The organism is Candidatus Sarcina troglodytae (genome assembly GCF_015708635.1).
Taxonomy (GTDB): domain Bacteria; phylum Bacillota; class Clostridia; order Clostridiales; family Clostridiaceae; genus Sarcina; species Sarcina ventriculi.
Window position 1 is genome coordinate 2,181,954 of record NZ_CP051754.1, and the last position, 26,814, is coordinate 2,208,767.

17 protein-coding genes and 2 riboswitches are annotated in these 26,814 nt (G+C 29.0%); of the genes, 2 read left to right on the forward strand and 15 right to left on the reverse strand.

Annotated elements, in window-relative coordinates:
* Nucleotides 1-69: 69 nt before the first annotated feature.
* Nucleotides 70-2,184 carry an anaerobic ribonucleoside-triphosphate reductase gene (gene nrdD, locus HH195_RS10215; RefSeq protein ID WP_196371002.1) on the reverse strand — a complete coding sequence of 705 codons (2,115 nt, stop codon included), beginning with the start codon at nt 2,182-2,184 and terminating at the stop codon, nt 70-72.
* 335 nt (nt 2,185-2,519) lie between these two features.
* A riboswitch (TPP riboswitch) is annotated at nt 2,520-2,627 on the forward strand.
* Between the two features lie 82 nt (nt 2,628-2,709).
* Between nrdD and thiT the strand changes: the two genes are divergently transcribed.
* The gene (gene thiT / locus HH195_RS10220) at nt 2,710-3,408 is read left to right on the forward strand and encodes an energy-coupled thiamine transporter ThiT (protein WP_196371003.1); all 699 of its coding nucleotides are present in this window, start codon (nt 2,710-2,712) and stop codon (nt 3,406-3,408) included.
* 47 nt (nt 3,409-3,455) lie between these two features.
* Here the strand turns inward: thiT and HH195_RS10225 are convergent, their stop codons facing one another.
* The 12 genes from HH195_RS10225 to HH195_RS10280 form a co-directional block, all read right to left on the reverse strand.
* Nucleotides 3,456-4,304: an Mrp/NBP35 family ATP-binding protein gene (locus HH195_RS10225; RefSeq protein ID WP_196371004.1), complete on the reverse strand. Its 849-nt coding sequence runs from the start codon at nt 4,302-4,304 to the stop codon at nt 3,456-3,458.
* A 351-nt stretch (nt 4,305-4,655) separates the two neighbouring features.
* The gene (locus HH195_RS10230) at nt 4,656-5,432 is read right to left on the reverse strand and encodes a prolipoprotein diacylglyceryl transferase (RefSeq protein WP_196371005.1); all 777 of its coding nucleotides are present in this window, start codon (nt 5,430-5,432) and stop codon (nt 4,656-4,658) included.
* 83 nt (nt 5,433-5,515) lie between these two features.
* Complete coding sequence (locus HH195_RS10235; RefSeq protein WP_196371006.1) at nt 5,516-6,082, reverse strand: hypothetical protein; 567 nt, start codon at nt 6,080-6,082, stop codon at nt 5,516-5,518.
* Nucleotides 6,083-6,273: 191 nt separating this feature from the next.
* Nucleotides 6,274-7,974: a hypothetical protein gene (locus HH195_RS10240; RefSeq protein WP_196371007.1), complete on the reverse strand. Its 1,701-nt coding sequence runs from the start codon at nt 7,972-7,974 to the stop codon at nt 6,274-6,276.
* 80 nt (nt 7,975-8,054) lie between these two features.
* Nucleotides 8,055-8,903 carry a 16S rRNA (adenine(1518)-N(6)/adenine(1519)-N(6))-dimethyltransferase RsmA gene (gene rsmA, locus HH195_RS10245; protein WP_196371008.1) on the reverse strand — a complete coding sequence of 283 codons (849 nt, stop codon included), beginning with the start codon at nt 8,901-8,903 and terminating at the stop codon, nt 8,055-8,057.
* Between the two features lie 9 nt (nt 8,904-8,912).
* Nucleotides 8,913-9,455 carry a ribonuclease M5 gene (gene rnmV, locus HH195_RS10250; protein WP_058993355.1) on the reverse strand — a complete coding sequence of 181 codons (543 nt, stop codon included), beginning with the start codon at nt 9,453-9,455 and terminating at the stop codon, nt 8,913-8,915.
* Between the two features lie 40 nt (nt 9,456-9,495).
* On the reverse strand, nt 9,496-10,275 hold the full coding sequence (locus HH195_RS10255; protein WP_196371009.1) for a TatD family hydrolase: 780 nt from the start codon (nt 10,273-10,275) through the stop codon (nt 9,496-9,498).
* 145 nt (nt 10,276-10,420) lie between these two features.
* Nucleotides 10,421-11,929: a DUF445 family protein gene (locus HH195_RS10260; protein ID WP_055258749.1), complete on the reverse strand. Its 1,509-nt coding sequence runs from the start codon at nt 11,927-11,929 to the stop codon at nt 10,421-10,423.
* Nucleotides 11,930-12,120: 191 nt separating this feature from the next.
* Entirely contained in the window at nt 12,121-13,665 is a 1,545-nt protein-coding gene (metG, locus tag HH195_RS10265) for a methionine--tRNA ligase (RefSeq protein WP_196371010.1), read from the reverse strand.
* 140 nt (nt 13,666-13,805) lie between these two features.
* Nucleotides 13,806-15,743, reverse strand: a complete 1,938-nt coding sequence (metG, locus tag HH195_RS10270; protein ID WP_055258753.1) for a methionine--tRNA ligase — start codon at nt 15,741-15,743, stop codon at nt 13,806-13,808.
* A 537-nt stretch (nt 15,744-16,280) separates the two neighbouring features.
* Complete coding sequence (locus HH195_RS10275; RefSeq protein WP_148524079.1) at nt 16,281-18,035, reverse strand: Na+/H+ antiporter NhaC family protein; 1,755 nt, start codon at nt 18,033-18,035, stop codon at nt 16,281-16,283.
* A gap of 161 nt (nt 18,036-18,196) precedes the next feature.
* Nucleotides 18,197-18,371: riboswitch (Lysine riboswitch) on the reverse strand.
* A 71-nt stretch (nt 18,372-18,442) separates the two neighbouring features.
* Entirely contained in the window at nt 18,443-19,687 is a 1,245-nt protein-coding gene (locus HH195_RS10280; protein ID WP_055258755.1) for an aminopeptidase P family protein, read from the reverse strand.
* A 314-nt stretch (nt 19,688-20,001) separates the two neighbouring features.
* Here HH195_RS10280 and HH195_RS10285 point away from each other — a divergent pair, with 314 nt between their 5' ends.
* Nucleotides 20,002-20,670 (forward strand): aquaporin, encoded by a 669-nt coding sequence (locus HH195_RS10285; protein WP_196371011.1) that lies wholly within the window; start codon nt 20,002-20,004, stop codon nt 20,668-20,670.
* A 75-nt stretch (nt 20,671-20,745) separates the two neighbouring features.
* Here HH195_RS10285 and adhE (HH195_RS10290) read toward each other — a convergent pair whose 3' ends face one another.
* Both adhE (HH195_RS10290) and adhE (HH195_RS10295) read right to left on the reverse strand, forming a co-directional pair.
* A complete protein-coding gene (gene adhE, locus HH195_RS10290; RefSeq protein ID WP_196371938.1) occupies nt 20,746-23,343 on the reverse strand; it encodes a bifunctional acetaldehyde-CoA/alcohol dehydrogenase in 2,598 nt (865 codons plus the stop codon).
* Nucleotides 23,344-23,883: 540 nt separating this feature from the next.
* The gene (adhE, locus tag HH195_RS10295; protein WP_196371012.1) at nt 23,884-26,472 is read right to left on the reverse strand and encodes a bifunctional acetaldehyde-CoA/alcohol dehydrogenase; all 2,589 of its coding nucleotides are present in this window, start codon (nt 26,470-26,472) and stop codon (nt 23,884-23,886) included.
* Nucleotides 26,473-26,814 lie beyond the last annotated feature (342 nt).

The following is a 26,814-nucleotide window of genomic DNA, read 5'->3' on the forward strand; positions in this document are numbered from 1 at the left end:
TAAATATTTTAAAAAAATAAATAATATTCTTCATTAAGCTTAATATTTAAATTTAAGCATTTAAATAATCTATATCTTATATGCTTTATGATTATTTCCAACATGTGAAACTCTATCTTTCCTTTCTGCACTCTTACCTGGGCCAAATCTCTCATCTAGACTTAGGTATCCTGTAACCCTTGAAATCCCTTGTATATCACTTGAACCACAATTTACACATGCTAACTCATTGCTATGAAGATACGTACCACAACACTTACAATATCTTATATGAAAATTTATACCTAAATAACTTATATTTGTGTGTTTGTAAGCATAGTTTAATATATTCATTATAGTTTCGCCATCTGGACAATCGTCTACTTCTAAATAACTTATATGCCCTGCATTACAAATCTTATGATATGGAGCTTCTATTTCTATTTTATTTTTTATTGATATTGGATAATAAACAGGCACATGATAACTGTTTGTATAATAATCTTTATCTGTTACATCTTTGATTTTTCCAAAAGCTCTTTTATCGTGTTTTATAAACTTACCTGATAATCCTTCAGCAGGGGTTGCATAACAGCTCCAATTTAACTGTGTTTCCTCAGTTACTCTATCAGTATATTGCCTTATATATGATATTATTTTTAGACCTAATTCCCTAGACTTTTCGCTCTCTCCATGATGTTTTCCAGTTAAAGCGATTAAAGCTTCCGCAAGACCTATAAATCCAATTCCCCAAGTTCCTTGCTTTAAAACTGGTTCAATGGAATCCTCTTGATTTAATCCCTCTGACCCTCTCATAAGTCCTTGACCAGCTACAAAAGGTAAATCTTTAACTTTAAGTTTTTTCAAAACATCATATCTATGCAATAAAGCTTCTTTACATGTTTCTAGCCTTTCATGCAAAATTCTAAAGAATTTTTCCTCACTTCCCTTTGCTAATATACCAATCCTAGGTAAATTTATTGTCACTGGCGCAATATTTCCTCTACCTGCACAGCCAGGTTCACCATTTACATTACTCATTAAATAAGTTCTGCATCCCATTGTAGCTGGCTTATATCCTCTTTCATAATACTCTTTGTTAAAATCAGCATCTATGTTCATAAATGTAGGATTCATTCTCTTTGCAGCTACCCTACACGCAAGTTCATAAAGGTAAAAATAAGGATCATCAACCTCTCTATTTACCCCCTCTTTTACCCTAAATATTATATTAGGAAATATGGGCTGTTCTCCCTTTCCTAAACCTTTTTCGTACTCTTTCAAAAAAATCTCACAAACTAAAGCAGCATCATTGGAATCTGGCAATCCTAAATTTACTGAACTAAATGGTACTTGTGAGCCTGCTCTTGAATGCATTGTATTTAAATTATATATAATTCCTTGCATTGCTTGATGTATTCTTGCTCTTAACTTTTTCTCTGTAAGTTTCTCTATTTTATCTGATGCTACGCCTAGTTCTTCATACTCTTTTCTAATTTCTTCTCTAGTTGGATGAACAAATATACTTATGTCATTATCAAAATCTGGATGCGATTGCCCTCCAAACATATCATTTTGGCTAGATTGCAACAAAATACAAGATAATTCAGCAGCACTTTCTATTCTTTTTGGAGTATTTATTGTTCCATATCCTGTATTGAACCCTCTTTCCAAAACCATTCTTGTAGGTATATGAAGGCAATTAGTAGTTAAATTATAACTATCTAAATCATGATAATATATATCACCATTTTCATGAGCTTTCGCTAAATGCTTTGGCATTATAGATAAATTATGCCATTTATTAGATTCTGAAGCTATTCTTAAAAGTTTTGATGAAAAGTTATTTCCAACATTAGCATTATCTCTATCAGTTTCTACTCCTATTTTACTTATTGCCCTCATCAAATCAGATTTTATTTCCCTAACCCTAGTTCTCTCTGCTCTATAATTTGAATAAGCCATAGATATATTTTTTAATCCACTATCATTTAATGCCTTTTGTACCAAATTTTGAATTTCCTCTACTGATACATGACTTTTACCAGACATTTCTATATAATTTAGTACCTTTTGAATTATTCCTAAAACTTGACTCTCAGATATATCATATCCTATTTCTTGAGCCGTTCTTTTTATAGCATTACTTATTTTATCGGTATTGAATCTTGCATCTCTACCGTCTCTTTTCACAACATGTAGCATTACAATTCCTCCACTCTACTATATATAGTACCGAGAATTTATTATACTCTACTATCATTTATGGTGCTAATTTTAAATTTTCCTTTAAATTAAACCTATATTATATAGGTCTTTTTTTCTTTCTTTTTTAACTTTTTCTAAAGATTTTCATATGTTGACATTTAAACTTTTGCGTATCCAGTTTTCAAATATCTTTATTATTTTATAATAATTGGTTAAAGAAAACCGCATTCACTAGAATTCTAAATGAATCAATTAGTGAAAAATCCATCATTATATCAAAAATTAGATTGATTAATAATATATTTAAATATATAATATAAATAATAAAGAATATCATGTGCTAGGGGTGCCTAAATTTAGGCTGAGAAATGAATTTATTCATTAACCCTCAAAGACCTGATCTGGATAGTGCCAGCGTAGGAAAGCGTTTTTATAAACAAAAAAGGCGTACTTATCTTGCGATAATTACGCCTTTTTTGTTTATAAAAATAGGAATAATAAATTTCAAGGAGGACTTTTAAAATGATGTCTTTTCAAGAAATCCTAAACAAATTTGTTACGGGATTTTCTCAAATTTTTACAGGATTACCTTCAAATATTGGAACAATCCTAGCTAGTCCTATGACAATAGTTACTATAATTGGGCTTGCAGTAATAATTCTTGTGCTATTAAAAGCTAGAAAAACAAAATTTGATGTAAGAATGATTACCACAATAGCCATTGCATTAGCCCTAAGTGTCGTTCTTAGCTTATTTAAAATTTATCAACTTCCTCAAGGTGGAAGCGTAACACTAGCTAGTATGGTTCCTATAATTTTAATAGCATATATTTATGGTCCAGGAGTTGGTATGCTTACAGGATTCATTTATGGATTACTTACTTTACTTATAAATCCATATATACTTCAACCTATACAAGTTTTATTTGATTATCCTCTTCCTTTTTTATGCTTAGGGATAGCAGGATTTTTTCCAAAAAAAAGATTACTCGGTGCTATAATCGCCATTTTCTTTAGATTTGTCTGTCATGTTATATCAGGAGTTGCCTTCTATGGAAGTTATGCTCCAGCTGGTATGTCGCCTTTAGTATATTCAATAGTTTATAATGGCTCATTCTTACTACCAGATACTATAATTTGTCTAGTTGTTTTGTACTTTTTACCAATTGATAGGATAATCAAAAACGTAAATAAATATAAGCCAACCAAAACAAATACATAAAAATAAGGATATCTAAACTATCTTGTTTAGATATCCTTATTTTTATTTTAATATAAATCTTTAAATACTGATGTATACAACTCATTTTGTACTACATATTCGTCTGCTTTTCCGTTTTCTAATGCTTCAGTAAAATCTAAGTTTATAGGTAACTCACCTAAAAGTTTTAAACCTAAATATTTAGCATGTTCCTCTGATGATTTTTTACTAAATACATTCATCCTTTCTCCACATTTACCACATAATATGTATGCCATATTTTCAACTACCCCTCTTACAGGAACTCCTAATTTTTCAGCCATTACAACAAGTTTTTTAACTATCATAGATACCATATCTTGAGGTGTTGAAACTATTATTATTTCTTTTAATGGGAAACTTTGCATTACTGTTAAAGTTATATCCCCAGTTCCTGGAGGCATATCTATTAAAAGATAATCTAAATCTCCCCAAACTGTATCTTGATACATTTGATTTAAAACTCCATTTATAACAGGGCCTCTCCATATAACAGGCTCATCTTCAACTTCTGTAATAAGATTTAATGATATCACTTTGATTCCTAAACCTGTTTCTACAGGAATAAATCTAACCCCTTCACCTTCTGAGTATATCTCAGCCCTTTTTTCATTTATTCCAAAAAATCTTGGCATTGAAGGACCAGTAATATCCGCATCTAATACACCAACTTTATAACCTTTTTTAGCTAACTGAGACGCTAACATTCCTGTTACAGTTGATTTACCAACTCCACCTTTACCACTTATAACTCCTACAATATTCTTTATATTTCCATATTTATTTTTTATTTTAGCGATTCCATTTCCGCATCCACTACCATTTTTAGCTGAAGCACAACTACTACTACTTGAACATGATGAACAACTACTACTCATTTTTATTCTCCTTTTTCTCTATTATTTACTTATTATATTTATGTCTAATAACATATAAAAATATTTCTAGTTCCATTATTCACTTTCATATGCTTAAAAGATAAAATAAAATGCAATTTATATGTACTTTTTAATTTATTTAGAACTAGCACTATTTTATATCTATATTTTATCTTAGCACTAGGATAAAGTTTGTCAAGTATAGTAAATTTCTCACTTACATTTTAAAATTCATATAAAAAAAATTGTATCTAACAGTATAAATAAAAATATAATTTTACATTTATCACTATTAAATACAATTCTTAAACACCTATAAATTAATACTCTTAAATTAAATATTACTTTTGTTTAATTGGTAGCAGTATTCTTCTTTTTTAAAAACTTTTTAGAGCTATAAATCCAAATATATACTCCAAGTATTAATGTAAATATTGATATAAATTGTGATGTTGAAAGCATCCCAATATTTCCTCGAACATCATTTCTTAAAAATTCTATAATAAATCTACCTATGCTATAACATATAAGATACAACGAGAAAGTTTTTCCACTATCCTTCTTTTTCCTACTATATATAATAAGAAATATACCAAGTGTAAAATCAAAAATTGAAGAATATATTTGAGTGGGGTGAAGATGTACATGCGGAATTGCCAAACTATTCTCTGGGAAAACCACAAATAAAAAACTCCTTGTTTCAGCCCCATAACAACATCCTGCTAAAAAACATCCTATTCTTCCAAATCCTTGAGCTATCGCAAGACATGGAACCACGAAATCAAATATTTCTAAAGTATTCCACTTGTTTTTCTTGCTATATAAAATAATAGATATCATCCCTCCAATTATTGCACCATAAACAACAAAACCATATCCAAAGTTAGTAATGATAGTTGTTGGATTTTTTATAAAGTCATTAGGATTAGTTATTATAAATAACAGCTTTCCTCCTAAAATTCCTGACAATACAGTGCCTATTATCATATTAAATACTTTGTTTTCATCATAATTTCTCTTTTTCATATTAAAATTTAAAATCATAACTGCCACAATAATACCAATTCCTATCATAAGACCATAACTATATACTTTAAACCCAAATAAATTAAACAATACTAATTTCATAAATCCTCCATAACTATATAAGTTAAATCATATCTTTTTCATTTCTTATTATAGTTTTTTTATGGATTATAATCAAATTATTATTATTGATTAAAACTTTTTATAATTATGTTATATATTGTATCATTACTTTCTTTAAATTTATCATCTAACGAGCTAAATAGCACCTTTAAAATTCTATCATCATCTAATTTTTTATAATAAATCATATTTAAATATACTCGCCCTCCATCACCTTTTTCTTTGTAAACAACTTTGTATATCTGTTCACCATCTATATCTTGAATTTCTTTGCTATAATAATTAGATTCATCAAAATCTATGCTTTGCTTATCTTTATCTATAAGTTCCTCTAAACTTTTAGAGTAATTTATTATTTGTATATACCCAAGTATACTCATATCATCACTTACAAAATTATTATTATATATTATATAGTTTCCTGGATATTGCTGTTCTTGAACATCCCATGTATCTGGTAAAGTATAATTTATAACTCCTTCTAATGCTGAATATGAACTCAATTCACCTATATTATAATTTTCTAATACAGCTCGTTCTATATTATCACTAAAAATATTCTTTCCTATAAAAAGCACTGTCATCAAAAATATTAATATTAGAGTTATTGATAGTTGCTTTTTATTCATCTTTGCTTCCTCTCCTTCCCCTCATTTAGTTAACTTTATATATAATATGTATATTCACAATATAACGAAAGAATTACTTTTTTATTTTGCACATTCCTTATAAAATATACAGCAAAATAAAAGGCTATGTTTTAGTAAACTAATAAAACATAGCTATTTTAAATAAAACTATCAACTTTTAATTATTCTATCTACACAATAGGAACTAAAACTTTAGAAGCTTGAAAATCATAGAACATTATCCAATGTCCATCAACAGAATTTTTAAATTCTGGACACCATGTAACAAATCCAGTTTTTCCAGCATAAGGTTGATCTTTTTTATCCTTGTATCCAGGGATAGCATACGTTACATATTTCACAACTCCATTTTCATCATACTTAAATCCAATCATAAAATATCCCTTCCTACAAATATAAGGATAGTAATTTATCATCGGATAATATGCAACTGTATATTTGTTGTAATTTGACATATTGCATAAGACATCAAAATTATCTACTTTAACTTTATACCACTTGCACTTTTTAACATCTTTTGCAAAACCTCTAGTATATTCAAAATCATCAACTACTGATGAAAAAAATTCTGCTGTTGAGCCTGTTAACTCAAATTCTTCTTCAACATCTTCAAAAACATCATCTCTAGTTTTCTCATCTTGCGTTGATTTACTTTGTTTAGTTTCTTCTTGCCATGCTCTATATCCAGCATGCATAGTTCCTTGCTGAGGAGTTTCCATTTGAACACCTTGAGCACTTTGAGTTCCTGTGACGCCTTGACTTCCAGTGCTCCATTGAGTTACTGTACTTTGTCCTTGTTGCATACCTTGATCCTGTTGTGTTCCAGTAATCCCTTGAACACCATTTAGTCCTGTAATGCCCATGCTACTTTGAACTCCTGTAGTACCATTTAGTCCTGTAACACCCATACTACTTTGAATACCAGTAATTCCTTGGCTACTAACAGAATTTTGTTCACTTCCTTGAAGTTTTTCATAATATACATCTTCCTGTATATCACCTCTAGTCGTTTTCTCATTCATTACACCATCTTCAACAATGTTATTATCTAATTTTATTACTTCAATTTTCCTTTGACTTTCTAATTCAGAATAACTTTCATCAGCTTCTCTCTCATAGTTTCCACCATTTATTCTAGCCTCAATAAGATTTTCATACTCATCAAATCTACTTTCATTTTCATTTATATCTTCATCTAAAATATCATCATTTACTTGTGCACTATTTAACTCCATATCTTCTGAAACATTTTCATCTAAAAGATTATCAATATTTTCTGTTCTTGTTTCACTATTTAATCTAATATCTGTATCTTCTCTTTCTATGCCTTGTTCAACAGTTCTTTGTTCGTTATTTTCTTTTTCAACTTTATTGTTTGTATTATGTTTCTCTTCATTTTTCTTACTACCATCATTCTTAGATTTTTTAATCAATCCATGCTTAGATAATATATTGTATACTTTCCAATTATCTTTTGGTTGTTGCCCATTTAAGAAACCACACATTAAATATATTACTTTTCCACCAATCTCCTTATATACAACAGCTCCTATTATCTTGTCATAACTGACATCTAAATTCCCTATGTTATTTGTGCCACATTCTAAAGATGCTTCAGCCTTACCTTGAGAGTTTATGTTCATTAATCCTAAATCTAAAATAAAATTTCCATCTTTTTTACTACATACAAGAGCCATATGACACTTTTCATCTGCTGATTTTAAGTTTTGAGCATAAAATGCTATTTTACATTTTTCACCCTTTGCTTCAATTTTTGCATAACCTGACAGTGGTTTATCATTTGATATTGAATGGCCTCTTTCATCTTCTTGAAGTATTATAAAGCTTCTATATAATTTATTACTTGCCAAATTAATATCCCTCCATATAAATTTATCATTACATTTATATGAAGGGATATGCTAATTAAGAATAGTTTTTTTAATTTTAATTACTTATTTATATATTTGTATACAGCATCAGCTAAAGCCCCAAACTCATTAATGCTTAAAGTTTCACCACGTCTTTTAGGATCAATGCCTGCATCACTATATGCTTTCTCCATTTGTTCTTTTGAAAGACCTATATTCTTTGTAGCATTCCATAAAGTCTTTCTTCTCATATTAAAAGCACTTCTTATAATATCAAAGAATAGTTTTTCATCTTTAACATTTACTCGTGGTTTTTCTAATCTATCTAGCTTTATAACTATAGATTCAACCTTTGGTCTTGGCATAAAACAAGATGGAGCAACTGTCCTAATAATTGATGTATCACAAAAATACTGAACTAGAAGTGATAACGCACCATATTCCTTACAATTTGGCTTTGAGTTTATTCTCTCCGCAACTTCCTTTTGTATCATTATTGTAAGAGATTTAAATTTATAACCTCCATTTAAAAGATTAGCTATTATTGGGGTTGTAACATAATAAGGAAGATTAGCAACAAGCTTTACACTTTTTTCATCACCTATTATTTCATTAAAGTCTACTTTTAAAGCATCTTTATGTATAAGTTGAAAATTAGGATTATCTCCAAGCTCTTCCATAAGAATCGGTATAAGGTCACTATCTAATTCTATTGAAACAACCCTTTTTGCTTTCTTTAAAAGTTGTACAGTTAGTGTTCCAACTCCTGGACCTATTTCGATAATTAAATCATCACTACAAACATTAGCACCATCTACAATATCAGTTAAAACTGTATCATCTATTAAGAAGTTTTGCCCTAAGCTTTTTGAAAACCTAAAATTATATTTTTCTACTAATTCTTTAGTTTTTACATCTTTTATATCCATTAAAATCTCCTATATCATATTTTCTATCTTTTCTATGGCTTTAATAAATTCTTCCTTACTTATCCCATAATTATTTAATCTTGATAACATTTGATTTGCATTACCATAACCTATTCTAAGCTCTTTTCCTATAAGCTCACGTCTAATTTTAGCTTTTGGATCTCCTGACAATTTAAAATAAACTAAATCTGAAATTGTAAACTCTTCTCTCTTTTCTTCTAGGGTTATTTTAGCTTCCTCTAAAGCTTTTATTATAGCTTCAGGTTCTGCATTTTCAACACCTATGTTATCTCCCTTTGTTCCTTCTGCTCTGCTTATATATGCATGCTTTATACCAGGAACTCTTTTTGATATTATACTTCTTATTTTTTCTCCTGCAAAATCTGGATCAGTTAAAACTATAACGCCCTTTCTCTTTTGAGCTTCTTTAATTCTATCAATAACCTTTTTATTTATACCAAATCCACCAGTTGCTATCATTTCTGCATCTATTGCTCTTTTTACGGCTGTAATATCATCTCTGCCCTCTACAACTATCACTTCTTTTATCAAGATTACACGTCCTTTCTTCTTTTTAGTTAACCATCATATATTACACTATATCTATTTTATATCTTCTTTTTGTATTTTCAAGAAGTATGTCTTGTATTTCTTCTCTACCTAATCCTCTTATTTCACATATTTTTTCTATTATATATTGTATATAATCTGATTGATTTCTCTTCCCCCTATTAGGTGTAGGTGCCATATAAGGACAATCTGTTTCAACTAACATTCTATCTAACGGAATACTTTCACAAACTTCTACTAATTTTTTTGCATTTTTAAAAGTTAAAACTCCTGTAAACCCTATATAATATCCAAGTGATATACACTCTTTAGCAAATTCAACAGATCCTGAAAAACAATGGATAGTTCCATTAACTTTTGGAAACTCTTTTAATATATCTAAAGTATCTTTATGCGCATCTCTATCATGAATTACAACTGGCAAATCTAATTCCTGAGCCAATTTCATCTGCTTTCTAAAAGCTTCTTTTTGACTCTCTCTTGATGGATTTTCTTCATAATAATAGTCAAGGCCAATTTCACCAATTGCTTTTACTTTTTTATTTTGACTCAGTTCTTTTAATTTTTCTATAACTTCATCTGTAACCTTATCAGCATAGCTTGGGTGTATACCAACTGATGCATAAAACATGTCATTTTCATTCGCAAGTTTTACCGAATCTATGCATCCTTCTAAAGAAGCACCAGCATTTAAAACCCCAATTACTCCATTTTTTTGTATTTCTTTAATTACACTTTCTCTATCCTCATTAAATTTTTCATCATCATAATGAGCATGAGTATCAAAAATTCTATATTTCATAAAAACTCCTTTACATTTATATTATATTTTAGTGTTACACTAACCTTATGATATCTTAACAGTTAATATTAACAAACTTCATCATATACTATTATTGATTTTATATAAGAGCAAAAGAATTTACAAGCATCATCCACTTTACTATTTAACTATAAAGCCTTGATAAAAGCGGAGATAACAAACCTAAAAATGCCCCAAGAAGTGCACCAAGCCAAGTTATTGCTCCCAATTCCCTTCTTGCTATTTTCACTATTAACTTTTCTGCATAACTTACATCAAATGAATTTATTTGTTCTTCTATTAGCCCTGAAATATCTATTAATTCAACAACTTTATGTGCATCTTTTTCAATAAAATCATTGTAATATTTACTAATTATATTCCACACAAAATTAAACATTTCTTCTTCATTATCAAAGATATCTTTTACTCTTAAATCTAACAAATATCCTATTAAATTATTTACAATACCTTCACTTAAATCTTTAAATTCCTCTTTTTTTACTAACTTTTTTATACTAGAATCTAAAAATTCTTTTAAATGTTGCTTATAGTTCTCATCTACTTTCAAAATAATAGTTTCATAAGAATCTATATTTTCCATGTATTTTTCAAACTTTTCTATACACATCAATATATTTTCATCACTTAACAATTTATTATTTAGTAAATCAGAAATATTTTTACAAATATTATTAAAATCATCCTCTGATAATGACCTTATTATCTCCTCTATCTTAGTATCCTTTAAATTATTTAACATAGAAATAATGTAATTACATACAATTATCTTATTTTCTTCTACTAATAAATACCCTTTAACCGAATTAAATAACTTTTCATAAAGACTATCAATGCTCATAAACATGGTTACCATAGATGGCAATATTGCCCCTATTATGTCTTTTATTTTACTCGAAAAAATTTCACCCTCTAAAGCCTTTATTAAATTCTCACAAATTATATCTTTTTGATTGTATATAAGCTCCTCAATACCTTTTGATATTTCATCTGGTATAATATCATTCAAAATTTTTTCTTCTTGTATAAAATTTAAAGTTTTTTCACTTATCATGTTTACTATTTTTTTATCTAATATTTTATTAGATTTTTGCTTTGCATTTAACTCTAATAAACTATCTTTGAATTTTTTACTTTTAATCAATTTTATAATTAACTGAGGTTTTTCTTTTACTCTCTCCAAAATACAATTAAAAATATTACTAGAAATTATTACATTTATTTCCTTGTTATTAATTATTTTCTCTAAACTTGTATACGCTTTTTTTCTTAATTTTTCTTCCATAAAAGCATTATTAGCTTCTAAATTTTTCATAACTTCATTTACACTAAAATTTTCATCAAAAGCTTTATGAACTTTTGTATCTACCATATTTTTTAAACCAAATAAAATCTTTTCATTATTTAAAGATTGAGCAATTACCTCATTTGTAAGAATATGTTCACTTACTGTTTCACCTATACTTTTTGCAATTCTCTTCTTTTCTTTAGGTATTAATCCTGGTGTAAAAGGAATTCTTATACCAAATACTCTTTTCTCATTATGAGGTTTAAAAAGCATTTTTATAGCTAACCAATTTGTTATATAACCTATAACAGCTCCAACTAATGCAGATATTAAATAAATCTTCATCGACATTTTACCTCCTATTACTACATTTTTCTTGTAATATAAATAATTTTTTATGATTTTGACACTAAATTGACACATACAACTAGTATTATAATAATTGTAACGTAGCTAAAACACTAATTTAATTTTACCCCTTAAATTAGCCCTTGAGGAATTTGTCCCCCTTACACAAATTTCAAGGGCTATTTGTTTTATCTTTTTTTCATTTTTAATTTTTCAAATTCATTTATAGCTACTTTTCTGTTTATTCTCTCAAATAAAAAATCAACTCTTTTAACCTTTATATTCTTTACTTCTTTAAACTCCCATAAAACATTATCATTCCCCATAAAATCCCTAATACATTCACAAGTAAACGGCATTATTGGATTTAAAATATTGCTTAATGCTATAACTATTTGAGCATAGGTATATAAAAGATTTTCACACTTTTTCCTATCCTTATCAATTAAAAGCCACGGCTTTTCCTTATCAAAATATTCATTAGCAATTGCTATTATTTTAAACACATATTTTAAAGCCTCCCTAAAAGAACCTTCCTCAAATTTTTGCCCAACATACTCATAAACTTTTTCTAAAACCCCCATCCATCTTTTATCCATTTCACAATTTTCAAGACTTCCATTTAAATTTTTATTTATAAATACTAAAGTTCTATTTACAAAATTTCCAAAACAACCTAATAACTCATTATTATTAGCATTTATAAAATCTTTCCATGTAAAATCTGAATTTTTAACTTCTGGTCCTCTACTTATTAAATAATATCTAATTAAATCTATATTAAATCTTTCTATCATATAAGGAACCCAAAGAACCCAATTTTTATTAGTTGAAAATGTCTTTCCTTCTAAATTTAAATACTGTGATGATAACATTCTTATATTGCATTTATCAATCCCAAGACCAAATAATATAGCAGGAAATACAGTTGTATGAAAAGGTATATTTTCTTTTCCATGCAATAAGTATACTCTACTATTTGCATCATTCCAATACTCTTTAAAATCTTCTCCCATATCATCTATATAATTCATAGATGTCGTAAGATAAGACATTAATGCATCTATCCAAACATAAATCTTTTTATCTTCATACCCTTTAATAGGTGCATTAATTCCTAAATCTATATCTCTAGTTATAATTCTATCCCTTAATCCGCCATCTAAATACCTTCTCGTAATATTTATAGCATCACTTCTCCAAGTATTATTATCGTCTATTAAATTTTTAATATTTTCTTCAAAACTTGATAATTTAAAAAATAAATGCTTAGATGATGCTTCTACTACTTCACCTTGACAAACCTTACATTTTCCATCTTCTAAATCTTCCTCTTCCAAAAGCTCTAAACAGTTTTCACAATAATATTTTTGAACCTCTTTTTCGTAAATATATCCTTTTTCATAAAGTTCTATTATAAATTTTTTTACGCCCTCTCTATGATTAAACGTATCTGTTCTCGAAAATATATCGTAAGAAAAACCAAGTTTATTAAAACATCTAATAAATTCTCTATGATAAAAGTCACTAATCTCTTTTGGAGTTTTATTTTCTTCCTTTGCCTTTTTTAAAACTGGAGCACCATGGCAATCTGAACCTGATAAGAATATTACTTCATCTCCTTTTGCCCTATGATATCTAGCTAAAACATCTCCAGGAAGCCACGATGCAATTCTTCCTATATGAAGTGAACCATTTGCATAAGGCCATGCATTTGCTATTAATACTTTCAAATTTATTCCCTCCTATAATAAAAAGGTCTAGAAAGCAATAAATTAACCTTCTAGAACCTTAAATTTTATAACTCTAAATATCAAATTATATTTTAATTACTACATTATTAATTATAAATATAATAAAACAATCTAATTAATTATCTAACTTGACTACCTGTTGGAAGTTCACCTGGATTTACAAGTGTCAATAATGAATCATCTGAAGTTGATGCTGCAAGAATCATTCCTTGTGATAATTCTCCTCTTAACTTAACTGGCTTTAAGTTAGCAACTAAAACCACATATTTACCCACTAAATCTTCTGGTTTATAATGCATTGCTATACCTGAAACTACTTGTCTTGTTTCGCCACCTAAATCGACTTTAAGTTTTAAAAGCTTTTTAGCCTTTTTAATAGGTTCACATTCTAAAACCTTAACAACTCTTAAATCTATTTTTTCAAAATCTTCTATAGTTATTTCTTCTTTTATAGGATTTTTAACTATTTCTTCATTAGCAGCCTTTACAGGGGCTGGTTTTAAAGCCTCAAGTTGTTTAAGCTTTTCTTCAACATCTATTCTTGGGAATATAACATCTCCTTTAACCACATGACCTCCTGCTTTTGTTCCATCAAAAGAAGCCAAGCTATTCCAAGTAGTTAATTCTGTATTTAATTGAGCATTCATTTTTTCACTTGTTTCTGTTAAAAATGGAGTCATTAAAACTGATATAAATCTTAATGATTCTAAAAGATTATATAAAACTGTTCCAAGTCTATCTCTTTTTTCCTCGTCCTTAGCAAGTATCCATGGAGTTGTTTCATCAATGTATTTATTCGCTCTGCCTATAAGAGTCCAAATTTCCTCTAAAGCTTCTGGAATTCTTAATTCATCCATAGCCTTTTCTACCTTTTTAGGAGTATCTAAAGCTAGATTTATTAATTCATCATCAATATTTTCCTTGCAAGTTGGTGCTTGAATAACTCCATCAAAATACTTATCAACCATAGCTATAGTTCTTGATAAAAGGTTTCCTAAATCATTAGCTAAATCCGAATTTACTTTCTTTATAAATATTTCATTATTAAATAATCCATCAGAGCCAAATGGTATTTCTTTTAAAAGATAGTATCTTACTGGATCAACTCCAAATTCATTAACTAAGACTACCGGATCAACAACATTTCCTTTTGACTTTGACATTTTACCACCATCAACAAGTAACCATCCATGACCAAATACTTGTTTTGGAAGTTCTAATCCTAAAGCCATAAGCATTATTGGCCAATAAATTGTGTGAAATCTTAATATATCTTTTCCTATTAAATGAAGATCTGCTGGCCAGAATTTTTTGTAAAGTTCATCATTTTCTTGACCATATCCTAAAGCTGTTATATAGTTTGTTAAAGCATCTATCCAAACATAAACAACATGTTTTTCATCAAAACTTACAGGAACTCCCCAAGTGAAACTTGTTCTTGATACACAAAGGTCTTGAAGACCTGGTTTTAAGAAGTTATTAAGCATTTCATTTTTTCTTGATTCTGGTTGAATAAAATGTGGATTTTCCTCTATATATTTAATAAGTCTATCTGCATATTTGCTCATTCTGAAAAAATAAGCCTCTTCTTTTGCAGTTTCAACTGGTCTTCCACAGTCAGGACACTTTCCATCTACCAATTGAGTTTCTGTCCAAAATGATTCACAAGGTGTACAATATAACCCTTCATAAGAACTCTTATATATATCTCCTTGATCATATAATTTTTTAAATATATCTTGAACAGCCTTCACATGATAGTCATCAGTTGTTCTTATGAATTTATCATAACTTACGTTCATCATTTTCCATAAGTCTTTTATTCCTGCAACTATTTCATCTACGTGTTCTTTTGGAGTTATTCCTTTTTCATTAGCTATTCTTTCTATTTTTTGACCATGCTCATCACTACCTGTTAAAAACATAACCTCATGACCTGTTAATCTCTTAAATCTAGCTAAAGCATCAGCAGCTACTGTTGTATAAGTATTTCCAATATGAAGCTTTGTTGATGGGTAGTAAATTGGTGTTGTTATATAATATGGTTTTTTCATCATATTTTATCCTCCCTAAATTTATATCATATTCTAGTATTTACATTGTTTAATAAAATAAATCAAAACTTAATCCTATAATCATTCAAATATAGAAAAACTAATATTAAAAAATCCCTATGGAAATACCATAGAGACGTTATTCACGCGTTACCACTCTAATTTATACCCATGTCACCATAGATACCTTAATAAGTAGAATAAAAAAATTACTTAGCAATATAACGGTTGCTACCGTACTTTCCTTAGAATAATATTCCTCAAAAAATCTGCTCAAAGGCCATATTCACAAAATCTCAAGTCTCTGGCTTTCACCTTTTTCCAGCTCTCTTTTGCACTCTCAACCTTGCTACTCTTCTCATCATAGCATTTACTCTCTTATCATATGATAAAATGTAAAAAGTGTCAATTGATTTAAAGCTTTTAACACAAAAAACTACCCTAATTCTAAAATTAAGGTAGTCTTGCTATATTCTAAAACCCTCTTTTTTTACTTATTGCTAAAGTCTTTATCTTAAGTTTATCATTTATTTATAATTTTTATGCTTCAATACTTTTAGCACTTACTTTTTCATTATCTTCTAGTTCAATCTTTTTACTAACCATAAATGTTATTGCTATAAGCGCAATTATAGCAACAGGTAGTATAATCCAAATACTTACACCAAAACCAGCAGGTATATATCCAAATATTATCGTTATAGCCCCAACAAATAACGAATACCATATTTGAGTTCTTACATGCTCTATATGATCACAACCAGCCCCAGTTGATGATAATATAGTTGTATCTGATATAGGTGAGCAATGATCCCCAAAAATTGCTCCTGTTAAAACGCCTGATGTACAAGCAACTATAAAACTCATATCTGGGTTTATTGCATATGCTAAAGGCACCGCAAGAGGCATAAGTATACCCATTGTTCCATAAGCTGTTCCTGTTGCGAAAGCTATTATAGAACCTAATATAAATATTATTGATGGAAGTAAAAATTTTGGTATTGCAAACTGCAAAACAGAAACTAAATAAGCAGCAGTTCCAAGTTCCTTTATTACAGAGCTTAATGACCAAGCTAAAACCAATATAACTCCTGTTATAAGAAGTCCCTTCATTCCTTCAATCCAAGTTTCTATTGCTTCTGATATAGTAAAAATCTTTTTACAAACTGACATTATTATAGCAACTAAACTTGCAAGAAGCGCTCCTTGAAATAAAACTACTGATGCATCAGCGTTTGAAAAAGCTTCTTGAATGGCACTAAAACTAAATGGTGCATTTATAAAAACTTCTTTTGCCACAACATCTGCTCCATTCATTACAGAAGAATATCCACTATAATAAAAACCTATAAGTGATGAGAATACTAAAGTTCCTATTGGAATTATTGCATTCCATATACTAAGTTTTACACCTTCCTTTGGTTCAAGTTCATTATGCGTTTTTTCTATTTTTTCAACCCTCTCTAAAAGTGCTTCCCTCTTTAAAGCTTTCCTAGCCTTTTTTTCTGCACTTAACATAGGGCCAAATTCTCTCAAAGTTATTGCTGTAATAAATACAAAAACTAAAATTAATATATTGTAAAACCTATACGGTATTGTTTGAAGGAATACACTAAATCCATCCACATTTATTCCTATACTTGAAAAAGCATCTCCAATAAGCCCAATTTCAAGTCCAATCCAAGTAGATATAATTGCAAGACCTGCAATTGGTGCTGCTGTTGCATCTATTATAAAAGCTAATTTTGCTCTTGAAATTCCAAGCTTATCTGTAACAGGTCTCATAATAGGCCCAACAATTAAAGCATTAGCATAATCATCAAAAAATACCGCAAGTCCTAAAAGCCAAGTTGTAAGTTGAACACTTTTAACTGTTTTGGCCTTTCTAGCTAAAGCCTCTGCAATAGCCTTTGCTCCACCCATTTTAGCAACTAAATGTATTACACCTCCAATTACTAAAACTTGAAGAATTATTCCTGCATTCCAAGGATCTGATAATACCTCTAAAGCCCTATAAGTAAAATCTATAGCCCCTTGAAAAATTGCAGAAAATATATTAAATCCATTTAAGTTTAATATTACACATCCCGAAAATGTCCCCAAAAATAAAGATACTATTACATTTCTTGTTATAAATGCTAATACTATCGAAACAAGAGGAGGTAATATTGTCATTGCCCCAAAACTTAAAGAACCTGTATCTACATCTCCATTAGAAGCAAAAACTACTGTTGAACAAAGCATCGAAAATATAAATATAGATAAAAATATTTGTAACGAAGTTTTCTTTTTCACTATTTAATTTTCCCCCTTTATTATGCGAATAATAACTTAAGGCAACTTTTCCCCTAAAACAAAATAAAAAGACCTTGAGTTTATCACCCAAGGTCTATAAATACGCTTTTAAATAAAACAAAATAACTTCATTTTATAAATAAACTTATAGTTTATAAAATTTAGATGATAGCTCTCCACAAATTTTTTGTGACAGTGATATATATATTTTATATACCCCCAGCATCTAGCATTAAAGCTTTAGCTAAACACTTCGGCGATTATTCCTTTCATTAAACCTCATTTGCTTAACATAAAAGTTTAAATACTTTTAATAACCGCACCTCTACCTTAATTTAAATTATTCACTTTTTATATTATTATATATACACTATTTATAATCAATATGCAAGAATTAATTTCCTTATTTATATATTAGCCATAAAATTTTCTATTTCATCAACAGTTTTTATACAATCTTTTGTTAAAACTACAGGTCCATCCTTAGTTATAAGAACATCATCTTCTATTCTTATACCAATTCTCTCTTCTTCAATATAAATTCCAGGCTCAACAGTAAACACCATACCTTCTTTTAATTCTCCCCATCTTTCTCCAACATCATGTGTATCAAGACCTAAACTATGTCCTATAGAATGGAAATAATACTTTCTAAAATCTTTTTTATCATCTATTAATCCTAACCTTATACAAGCCTCTGCAATTAAATCGTTAGCCTTATCATTTATTTCTCTAAAAGTTACACCTACAACTAACATCTTTGAAATCTCTTCATTTACTTTTAATACTTCCTCATAAACCTCTTTTTGTCTAGCTGTAAATTTACCATTGATAGGGAAAGTTCTTGAAATATCTCCATTATAATAATTAAATTGAGCACCTAAATCAAAAAGAATTAATTCTCCATCCTTAAGTTCACTATTATTATCTACATAATGAAGAACAGTAGCATTTTTACCTGAAGCCGCTATTGTGTTAAAAGCAAAATCAGTTACACCACTTTGTTTTAAAGTAAAATCAAAATATGCTTCTAATTCATATTCTTTCATTCCCGGTTTACAATTTTTCATTAATACCTCTACACCTTTTGTAGTTATATCAATAGCTTTTTGCATTTCTTCTATTTCTTCTTTTGATTTAATTTTTCTAAGATTAGCTATTTCATTATAAACATTTTTAACTATAATATCTGCATATTTCTTTTTTAACTTCTTAGCGAAACTTTGAGGATATCTAAGTTCTTCATCAAATCCTCTTCTTTCTAAATCTAAGTATACATTTTTTATATCTCCACTTATTAAAAGATTGTTTAAATCTGCGTAAAAATTATCTAAATATTTAATGTCTTCTATTCCTGAAATCTCTCTTGCTTCATAATCTCTTATAGTTTTACCAGTCCATTTTTCTTGAATTTCATCTGGTCTTAAAACATATAAAGTTTCAAAAAGTTCATCATTTTGTTTTTGCATAACCAAAATATGATGTTCTTCATTTACACCTGTTAAATAATAAAAATTTCTATTTGGCGTAAATTTATATTTTTCATCTGCACTTTTAAAAAATGCCTCTCCAGCAAACAATATCACCAATGAATTATTTTCTAAAAGATTAGCTAAATTATCTCTATTTTTTATAAATACTTCTTTTTTCATAACCCTTCCCTACTTTCCAAATTCTTTACTTACTATATCTATTATTTTAACACAAAGAAAAACTTTATTCAGTTAAGTTTTATTTGCTTAAAAATTGGTAATAATAATTAATAATATACTAAATTCACATTATTTATTATTTATTTTTATTTATTGTTACTTGTTTTCAAATTAATTACTTTATAAAGTAAACATTAACAATTTTAATTTTATTAATGTAATAAATTACTATTAATTTATTTAATGGTATAATGCTATTCGTGTTCACATTTTGTTTACATATTTAATTATAAAACTTTAAGTAGGCCTTTAATATGGCAAAAAAAGCAATAGCTGAATTTATAGGTACTTTTGTTTTAGTATTTATAGGTACTGGAGCTGCTGTACTTGGTGGTGGAACAACCGGAATTGGCATTTTAGGAATTGCTGCTGCCTTTGGTTTAGCACTTATGATAATGTGTTATGCTATAGGAAATATTTCTGGTTGCCATATAAATCCTGCAGTATCTGTGGCTATGTTTATTAACAAAAGAATATCTTTCCATCAATTTATATCTTACATAATAGCTCAAATTTTAGGAGCAATACTTGCTTCATCTATGTTATTTATAATTTTAAAATCAGGTCATATGCCCGTAACAAACTTAGGACAAAATAGTTTTGGTCATTTTGGTGCTGGTGGTGCTTTTTTAACTGAATTTATATTAACATTTATATTTATTCTAGTTATATTAGTAGTAACTAGTAAAAAGGGAAATGGTGGTCTTGTTACAGGTATTGTTATTGGACTTTCATTAACTACTATTCATTTAGTAGGTATACCAGTAACAGGAATGTCTGCAAATCCAGCTCGTAGCATTGGACCTGCTCTATTAGTAGGTGGACTTGCTATTAAACAATTATGGTTGTTTATCCTTGCACCAATTTGCTGTGGAATTTTATCTGCTATAATTGGTAGATTTATTTTAGATACCGAAAAATAAATATTTATAAACAATAAAAAACTATGCTGAAGAAATATCAGCATAGTTTTATTATTTTTATATATTATCTATTCATTAAACTCTTTCGTTATTTCCTTCATAAGCGTTTATATACATTTCTTTTAATTCGCTCATTAATGGATATCTTGGGTTAGCTCCTGTACATTGATCGTCAAAAGCTGCTTCTGCCATTTTATCTAAACTTCTCATAAAGTCTGTTTCGTTAACTCCACATTCTTTTACTGTCATTGGAAGATTTACTTGTTTCTTAAGTTCATCTATAGCTTTTATTAATCTTTCTACTTTTTCATCTTCAGTTCTTCCACCAAGATTTAAATATTCAGCAACTTTTGCATATCTCCATTTAGCATTTGGATATTTATATTGTGGGAATATTGCTTGTTTTGTTGGCTTATCAGCAGCGTTGAATCTTATAACATGGTCTATTAATACTCCATTAGCTACACCATGTGCTATATGATGTTCTGCTCCTAATTTATGAGCCATTGAGTGACAAACTCCTAAGAATGCATTTGCAAATGCCATTCCTGCCATTGTTGCAGCATGAGCCATTTTTTCTCTTGCTTTAATGTTTGTTGTTCCTTCATTGTATGCTTGAGGAAGATACTTAAATACTAATCTTATTGCTTCTAAAGCTAATCCATTAGTAAATTCTGATGCCATAACTGAAACATAAGCTTCAAGTGCATGAACCAATGCATCTATACCTGATGCTGCTGTTAATCCCTTTGGCATATTCATCATAAGTTCTGCATCAACTATTGCCATATTGGGCATTAATTCAAAGTCAGCAAGTGGATATTTAACACCTGTTTTCTCATCAGTTATAACTGCAAATGGAGTAACTTCTGAACCAGTACCAGCTGATGTTGGTATTGAAACCATCATTGCTTTTTCACCCATCTTAGGGAATGGATATATTCTCTTTGAAATATCCATAAATGTCATAGCTAAGTCATGGAAATTAGCTTCTGGATGTTCATATAATACCCACATAATCTTAGCAGCATCCATTGGTGAACCTCCACCTAATGCTATAATTACATCTGGATTGTAAGCTCTCATAAGTTCAGCACCTTTTTTAGCTGAGCCTAATGTTGGATTTGGTTCAACATCTGAGAATACTCTAAAATCTATTTCATTTTCTTCTAATATTTTTGTTATTTTATCAACATATCCAAGTTCAGATAACATATTATCTGTTACTATAAATGCTTTTTTCTTTTTCATGGCTGCAAGTTGTGGTAAAGCCATAACTAGTGAACCAAATTTATAATATACTTGTTGAGGTGCTTTAAATAGAAGCATATTTTCTCTCCTTTCAGCAACGCTTTTTACGTTAATTAAATGTTTAGGTCCTACGTTTTCTGAAACTGAATTTCCTCCCCATGAACCACAACCAAGAGTTAAAGATGGCGCTATCTTAAAGTTGTAGATATCTCCTATTCCACCTTGGCTTGATGGCATATTTATTATTGTTCTACCAGTTTTCATAGCAGCCCCGAATTTAGCAACTCTATCTTTTGATATTTGTGTATTTGTATATAAAGATGAAGTATGACCAAATCCTCCAAGTTCAACTAATCTTTCTGCCTTAGCTAAAGCTTCCTCAAATGTTTTAACTCTATACATTCCAAGTACTGGAGATAATTTTTCATGAGAAAATTCTTCTTCAAGTTCAACTGATTCAACTTCCCCAATTAATACCTTAGCATCTTCTGGAACATTAACCCCTGCTAATTGTGCTATCTTAAATGCTGATTGACCAACTATATCTGCATTTAATCTTCCGTTCTTAACTATTGTTTTTCTTACTTTATCTATTTCATCGCCCTTTAAGAAATAAGCTCCTCTTGCAATAAACTCTTTTCTAACTTCATTATAAATAGAATCCATAACAATTACTTCTTGTTCAGAAGCACAAATAACTCCATTATCAAAAGTTTTAGACATTAATATTGAACTTACTGCCATTTTTATATGAGCTGTATCATCAATTATTGCTGGTGTATTACCTGCTCCAACTCCGATTGCTGGTTTTCCTGATGAGTATGCAGCCTTAACCATTCCAGGGCCTCCAGTTGCTAATGTTATATCACATTCTGACATTACCTTTTGGCTTAATTCTAATGATGGTTCATCAATCCAACCTATTATGTTTTTAGGTGCTCCAGCTTTAACAGCAGCTTCTAAAACTATTCTTGCAGCTTCAATTGTTGCATTCTTAGCTCTTGGGTGTGGTGAAAAAATTATACCATTTCTAGTTTTTAAACATATAAGAGCCTTAAATATTGCAGTTGATGTTGGGTTTGTAGTTGGAACTACCGCTGCAACAACACCTATTGGTTCAGCAACTTTTGTTATACCAAAAGCTTCATCTTTTTCTATAACTCCACAAGTTTTTTCATTTTTATATTTGTTATATATATATTCAGAAGCAAAGTGATTTTTTATAACTTTATCTTCTACAATTCCCATTCCTGATTCTTCAACAGCCATTTTAGCTAATTTTATTCTAGCATTATTAGCAGCTAAAGCAGCTTCCATAAATATTTTATCTACTTGTTCTTGAGTATATGTTGCGAATATTCTTTGAGCTTCTCTTATTTCAGCAATTTTTACTAAAAGTTCATCAGTATTTGTTACTTTCATAATTTCACCTTGAGACATATAAAACTGTAATTCTTGTCCCATTCTCCCTTTCTTAAAGTATTTATAATTTAAATAATAAATAATAACTTACCAAACTTAGTATCTCTTATTATTTAATTTAAAATTCAATCTTAATTACTATTTAGATGTTAATGTTTTAACTATTATTGATAAATATTACTTTACTTACTATTAATTAATATATGGTCTATATTTAATGTTGTATATAAACCTTATTTCTGTTAATATATTATCATATTTGATTCAGTTTTTCCACCCCATTATCGCTAACATTGTTAATTTATTAACTTCTATCTTTAATTTTCTCCATATTATTAACTATATCTTATGTGTATACAATTTTTTTAAAGCATTTTAAAACATTTTTTTCTATAAATATGTATAAAATTCTATTAAACCCTTAAATTAAAATCATAATTATAACAAAGTTACAAATTTAATTATTAAAATATAACAAAAAAGACAGTTAATATTGTTTGTTAAATATCTACTGTCTTTTTTATTTTAAAATATTATTTTTTATTCCTCATTACTATAAGCATTTATATACATTTCTTTTAATTCACTCATTAATGGATATCTTGGATTAGCCCCTGTACATTGATCATCAAATGCATCTTCAGTCATTGAATCTAATGTGCTATAGAAAGCTTCCTTAGTTACTCCACACTCAGCAATTGTACTTGGAAGGTTTATTTGTTTTTTTAGATTTTGTATTGCTTTTATTAAGTTTTCTACTTTTTCATCATCATTTTTTCCACCTAAATTTAAATGTTCAGCAATTTTTGCATATCTCCATTTAGCATTTGGATACTTATATTGTGGGAATGATGCTTGTTTTCTTGGATTATCAACAGCGTTAAATCTTATAACATGGTCTATTAATATTCCATTAGCTACACCATGTGCTATGTGATGTTCTGCTCCTAATTTATGAGCCATTGAGTGACAAATTCCTAAGAATGCATTTGCAAATGCCATTCCTGCTATTGTTGATGCATGAGCCATTTTTTCTCTTGCTTTAACATTTGTAGTTCCTTCATTGTATGCTTGAGGAAGATACTTAAATACTAATCTTATTGCTTCTAAAGCTAATCCATTAGTAAATTCTGATGCTAAAACAGAAACATAAGCCTCTATTGCATGAACTAAAGCGTCTATACCTGATGCTGCTGTTAATCCCTTTGGCATATTCATCATAAGTTCTGCATCAACTATCGCCATATCTGGAGTTAATTCATAATCTGCAAGTGGATATTTAACCCCTGATTGTTCATCAGTTATAACTGCAAATGGAGTAACTTCTGAACCAGTACCAGCTGATGTTGGTATTGAAACCATCATTGCTTTTTCACCCATTTTAGGGAATGGATACACTCTCTTTCTAATATCCATGAATGTCATAGCCAAATCATGGAAATTAACCTCTGGATGTTCATATAATACCCACATAATTTTAGCAGCATCCATTGGTGAACCTCCACCTAATGCTACAATTACATCTGGGTTATAACTCCTCATAGCTTCAGCACCTTTTCTAGCTATTGCTAAAGTTGGATCTGGTGCAACTTCTGAGAACACTCTAAAATCTATTCCATTTTCATCTAAAACCTTAGTAATTTTATCAACATATCCAAGCTCAGCTAAAACTCTATCTGTTACTATAAAAGCTTTTTTCTTTTTCATTTCTTTAAGCTCTGGAAGTGCAACTCCCAATGAACCATATTTAAAGTATACTTTTTCTGGCATCCTAAACCAAAGCATATTTTCTCTCCTCTCAGCTACACTCTTAATATTTATCAAGTGCTTAGGTCCTACATTTTCAGAAACTGAGTTTCCTCCCCATGAGCCACAACCAAGTGTTAAAGATGGTGCTAATTTGAAATTATAAATATCTCCTATAGCTCCTTGAGTTGATGGCATGTTAATTATTGTTCTACCAGTTTTCATAGTAGCTCCAAACTTTTTAACCCTATCCTTTGATATTTGTGTATTTGTATATAAAACTGAAGTATGACCAAATCCTCCAAGCTCAACTAATCTCTCTGCTTTAGCTAAAGCTTCATCAAATGTTTTAACTCTATACATTCCAAGTACTGGAGATAATTTTTCATGAGAGAATTCTTCTTCAAGTTCAACTGATTCAACCTCCCCAATTAATACCTTAGCATCTTCTGGAACACTAACTCCAGCAAGTTCTGCTATTTTAAATGCAGATTGTCCAACTATTTTAGCATTTAACCCACCATTTACTATTATAGTTTTTCTCACCTTATCTATTTCATCGCTCTTTAAGAAATAAGCTCCTCTATCAGCAAATTCCTTTCTAACCTCATTATAAATAGAATCCATAACTAAAACTGTTTGTTCAGAAGCACAAATAACTCCATTATCAAAAGTCTTAGACATTAATATTGAACTTACTGCCATTTTTATATGAGCTGTATCATCAATTATTGCTGGTGTATTACCTGCTCCAACTCCGATTGCTGGTTTTCCTGATGAGTATGCAGCCTTAACCATTCCAGGGCCTCCAGTTGCTAATGTTATATCACATTCTGACATTACTCTTTGAGTCATTTCTAAAGATGGTTCATCAATCCAACCTATTATATTTTTAGGTGCTCCAGCTTTAACAGCAGCTTCTAAAACTATTCTTGCAGCTTCAATTGTTGCATTCTTGGCTCTTGGGTGTGGTGAAAAAATTATACCATTTCTAGTTTTTAAAGCTATAAGAGCCTTAAATATTGCAGTCGATGTTGGGTTTGTAGTTGGAACTACTGCTGCAACAACACCTATTGGTTCAGCAACTTTTGTTATACCAAAAGCAACATCACTATCTATAACTCCACAAGTTTTTTCATTTTTATATTTATTATATATATATTCAGAAGCAAAGTGATTTTTTATAACTTTATCTTCTACAATCCCCATTCCTGATTCTTCAACAGCCATTTTAGCTAATTTTATTCTAGCATTATTAGCAGCCAAAGCAGCTTGTCTAAAAATTTCATCAACTTGTTCTTGAGTATATGTTGAATATATTTTTTGTGCTTCTCTTATTTGAGAAATTCTTTCTAAAAGTTCATCCATATTTGTTACTTTCATAGCTAATTACACCTTATTATAAAGAATACTCTTTACAATATTCTCCCCTCTTAAAATATATCTATAATTTATGATAATTAAATATCAAAATCTATTATGTAATATACAAAATTTAAATACTTTAAATTTTACTAATCAATATTAGAAGTTAATAATTTAACTACCGTTATTGCAATTTCAAATCAATCTTTACACAAAAACTTTTATTTTCACAAGTTTTTATTATTTTTCATTTCTCATTATGTTATTATTTTAACATATATGTTAATATGTTACTAATTTCATTTTTAGCCTTATAGTTAAATTGTTAACTATTACCTTTAAAATTCTCTTTTTTATTTC